5 protein-coding genes are annotated in these 3,580 nt (G+C 72.8%); all 5 read right to left on the bottom strand.

All coding sequences use genetic code 11. The features are described from left to right. Window positions 1-926, bottom strand: a 926-nt coding sequence (locus ACWDS7_RS47405) for a serine/threonine-protein kinase (protein WP_451934664.1), incomplete at its 3' end; no start/stop codon positions are given. A gap of 114 nt (window positions 927-1,040) precedes the next feature. Next, window positions 1,041-1,352, bottom strand: a complete 312-nt coding sequence (locus tag ACWDS7_RS47400; protein ID WP_451934663.1) for an AzlD domain-containing protein — start codon at window positions 1,350-1,352, stop codon at window positions 1,041-1,043. Then, window positions 1,349-2,029 carry an AzlC family ABC transporter permease gene (locus ACWDS7_RS47395; protein WP_451934662.1) on the bottom strand — a complete coding sequence of 227 codons (681 nt, stop codon included), beginning with the start codon at window positions 2,027-2,029 and terminating at the stop codon, window positions 1,349-1,351. The genes ACWDS7_RS47400 and ACWDS7_RS47395 overlap by 4 nt, the downstream gene beginning before the upstream one ends. Before the next feature lie 10 nt (window positions 2,030-2,039). After that, window positions 2,040-2,885, bottom strand: a complete 846-nt coding sequence (locus tag ACWDS7_RS47390) for an AraC family transcriptional regulator (RefSeq protein WP_306857786.1) — start codon at window positions 2,883-2,885, stop codon at window positions 2,040-2,042. Continuing rightward, complete coding sequence (locus tag ACWDS7_RS47385) at window positions 2,882-3,475, bottom strand: hypothetical protein (protein WP_451934661.1); 594 nt, start codon at window positions 3,473-3,475, stop codon at window positions 2,882-2,884. Before ACWDS7_RS47385 ends, ACWDS7_RS47390 begins: the two co-directional genes overlap by 4 nt. Between the last annotated feature and the right edge of the window lie 105 nt (window positions 3,476-3,580).

Genomic DNA, 3,580 nt, shown 5'->3' with positions numbered 1-3,580 from the left:
GCGGGCGCCCCGGCCGGGGCCGCGACCGGCGCCGCGGCCGGAGCGGGCGCCGGAGTCGGGACCGGGGCCGGGGCCGGGAGCACGATCGGCATGGTGGGCTGCGGCTCGGTCCCGTTCACGATCGCCCGCAGGTGGACCTGCACCTCCTGGGCGGACATGCGCTGCGCCGGGTCCTTGCGGAGCAGACCGGAGATCACCGGCCCCAGCGACCCGGCGAACCTCAGCGGGGCCGGCTCCTCGTGCATGACCGCGCTGAGCGTCGCCAGCGGGTGGGCGCGCTCGAAGGGGGACCGTCCCTCGACCGCCATGTAGAGCGTCACGCCCAGCGACCACAGGTCGGAGGCGAACTCCGCCGGGCCCCCGCTCGCCCGCTCCGGCGCGATGAACGCCGGGGTGCCGATGAGGGCGCCGGTCCTGGTCACCGACGAGTCGCCTTCGAGCACCGCGATGCCGAAGTCGGTCAGCACCGCCCGCCCGTCCTTCGACAGCAGCACGTTGTCCGGCTTGACGTCCCGGTGCAGCACACCCGCCTGGTGCGCGGCGAGCAGCGCGCCGAGCACCTCCAGCCCGATCTGCGCCGTCCGCGCCGGCGGCAGCGGCCCGTCCTCCCGGACCACGGCCCCGAGCGTCCGGGAGTCCACGAGCTGCATCACGATCCACGGGCGCCCGTGCTCCTCGATCACGTCGTAGACCGTCGCGACGCCCGGATGGCCGATCCGCCCGGCGGCGCGGGCCTCCCTGAGCGTCCGTACGGTGAAGACCTCGCGTTCGGGACCGGTCAGGTCGGGAGAGGGGATGACCTCCTTGACCGCCACGTCCCTGCCGAGCACCTCGTCCCGTGCCCGCCAGACCGTGCCCATCCCTCCTCGGCCGATGTGTTCCAGCAGCCGGTACCGAGCGCCGATGATCCCCTGAGAGTCGGTCATGAGCTGCCGAGTACCCAGGATTTGCTCTGACATTCCGGACGCTTTACGCAGATACCCCCAGTGATCCACAATCGACCACGGATCTGCCGTCACGTCAGACGGCCTCCGCGGAGATCAGCTCAGGAGATGACGCAGCGCGGCCGTGACGACGGCCGCCGTCGCGAGCACCACCAGGAAGGGCGCGCGCAGCAGCAGCGCCACGACGGCCGCCCCCAGCCCGGCGGTGCGGGGCAGGTCGATGTGCAGTTGCTGCCCATGCGTGAAGGTCTGCACCGCGATCAGCGCGGCCAGCAGCGCCACCGGGACCAGCGCCGCGAAACGCTGCACGGTCGGATGGTCGAGCACCTGGCGCGGAGCCGACAGCCCGGCGAGCTTCAGCGCGTAGCAGCCCGCGCAGGTGATCACGATTGCCCACCAGACGGTCACTTCGGCCTCCTCAGGATCACGGCGAGCACGGCGACCGCCGCGATCAGCACGGGCACGCCCGGCGGGGTGAACGGCGTCGTGGCCAGCGCGATCGCCGCACCGCCGCCGGCGATCAGCCGCAGCGCACGGGTCTCCGGGCCGCTGCCGGTGAGCCGGGGCCACAGGATGGCCACGAACGTCGCCGGGCCCACCGCGTCCAGGCCGAACACCGCCGGATCGGTCACCTGGGAGGCGCCCGCCGCGCCGAGCAGGGTGGTGACGTTCCACGTCAGGTAGAGGCTGACGAACGTGACGAGGAAACCGGTCCGGGCGGACCGCTTGTCGGGCTGGGCCAGTGCCACCGCGGTCGTCTCGTCGATCACGCCGTGGGCTATCGGGAGCCTGCGCCAGCCCCGGACCGCGAGCAGGTCGGACATGCGCAGGCCGTACAGGCCGTTCCGGGCTCCCAGCAGCAGCGCGCCCGCCGTGCCCGCCACCAGGCCGCCGCCGCCGGCGACGACCCCGGCCAGGGCGAACTGCGAGGCCCCGGTGAAGGCGAACAGGCTCAGCACGCACGCCTGCGCGACGTTCAGCCCGGCGGTGACCGCGGCGGCGCCGAACGCCAGTCCGGACAGCCCCACGGCGATCCCCACGCCCAGTCCGTCCCTGACCGCTGAGGAACGAGTGGTTGTATCCATGCGAACGAGGTTATGTCCGGTTTTCTGGTGCCGTCTTGTACGTTCCTGCGCGCTGGTACGCCCCGGGCGGCACCCCCACGATCCGCTTGAAGTGCCTGGTCAGGTGGGCCTGATCGGTGAAACCCACGTCGGTGGCGACCTGCGCGGCCGATGTGCCGGAGTCGAGCAGCCCCCGGGCCCGCCGGACCCGGAGCGTGTTGAGATAGGCGTGCGGGGGCAGGCCCGTGACCGACTTGAAGGCCCGGATCAGAGCGAAGGGCTTCGCCTGTACGGCCCGCGCCAGGTCCTCCAGCGTGGGCGGGTCGACGAGCCGCTCGTGCAGGATCTCCCGCGCCCGCCGTACGGCCCGGTCCTCCCTGGCGGGCCGCGCGTCCGCCGTGCGGTGGGCGGCGTGCTGCCTGAGCAGGGCGCCGAAGGCCGTGCGGGCGAGCGTGGAGGAGGCCAGGCCGTCACCGTGCTCGGCGGCGTCGTGCGCGGCCCGCAGCAGCGCGGTGGCGTGCGGGTGGGAGACGACGGGCTCGGGGAAGTGCGGCGTGCCGCGCCCGGCCGCCAGCTCCGCGGCGATGTCCGCCATGACCTCGATCGACGGGTAGAGCATCCGGTAGGCCCAGCCGCCGGGCTCGCCCGCCTGACCGGTGTGCACGTGCTCGGGGTTGACCAGGACCAGGTTCCCCGCCCCCGCGCGGTGCCGGGCGCCCCGGTAGTCGAACTCCTCGACCCCGGACAGGATCACCCCGATCGCGTAGCCGTCGTGCACGTGCCGGGAGAACCGGTGGGTGACGTATCTGGCCTTGAGCAGGTCCACCCCCGGCAGCCCCGGACTGCGCCAGAAGCGCGCCGCCTCCCGTTCGGTCACGGCCGGAAGGTCTCGGTGAACCTGTCGAAGAACGTCCGGTTCGACCTGCCGTCGTCGGGGCCCTCCCAGTAGATCGCGTACGGGCGGCCCGTGAGCGTGCGGAAGCCCCGGTCCAGGACGCGCATCCTGACCTTGTCCTTCAGGTAGGTGAACTCCCAGTCGGCGGCAGGCAGGCCGCGGTATCTCAGCGCGGTGATGCCGATCCGCTCGTAGCCCGGCCAGACGTTCTTCGCCAGCCCGCCCCGCTCCACCTTCTCCCAGTGCTTGACCGGATCCGTCTCGGGGTCCTCGGTCGACTCGATCCACAGGAAGCCGTTCCGCCCCGGAGGCCGGAACTCGACCCTGTCGCGGTCGGAGAACCGCTTGACGGCCCAGCCCTTGGGGATCGCGACGGTGAAGCCCAGCGGGTCGCGGTGGAGCCGCCAGCCCGCCGGGAGCGCCTGGGACGGGCGGCCGGACGGGGTGGGGGTCGCACGGGGTGTCTTGGAGGGCTCGGCCGGGGTGGTCGGCCCGGTGGTGACCGCAGCCGTGGCCGTCGGCGTGGGCGCCGCCGTGCCGTCCTGGCCCCGGAGCACCAGCCAGCCCCCCACCCCGAGCGTGGACCGAGATTTACCTTCATGCGCCTAAGCGGCTGGAGAGTGACCCTTCGGTGCTGGTTGCGAAAGTCCTCTGGTGAACGTACGCATAACTCGGAT

Source organism: Streptosporangium sp. NPDC003464, from assembly GCF_053588315.1.
This window is presented reverse-complemented; position numbering and strand designations above follow the sequence as displayed.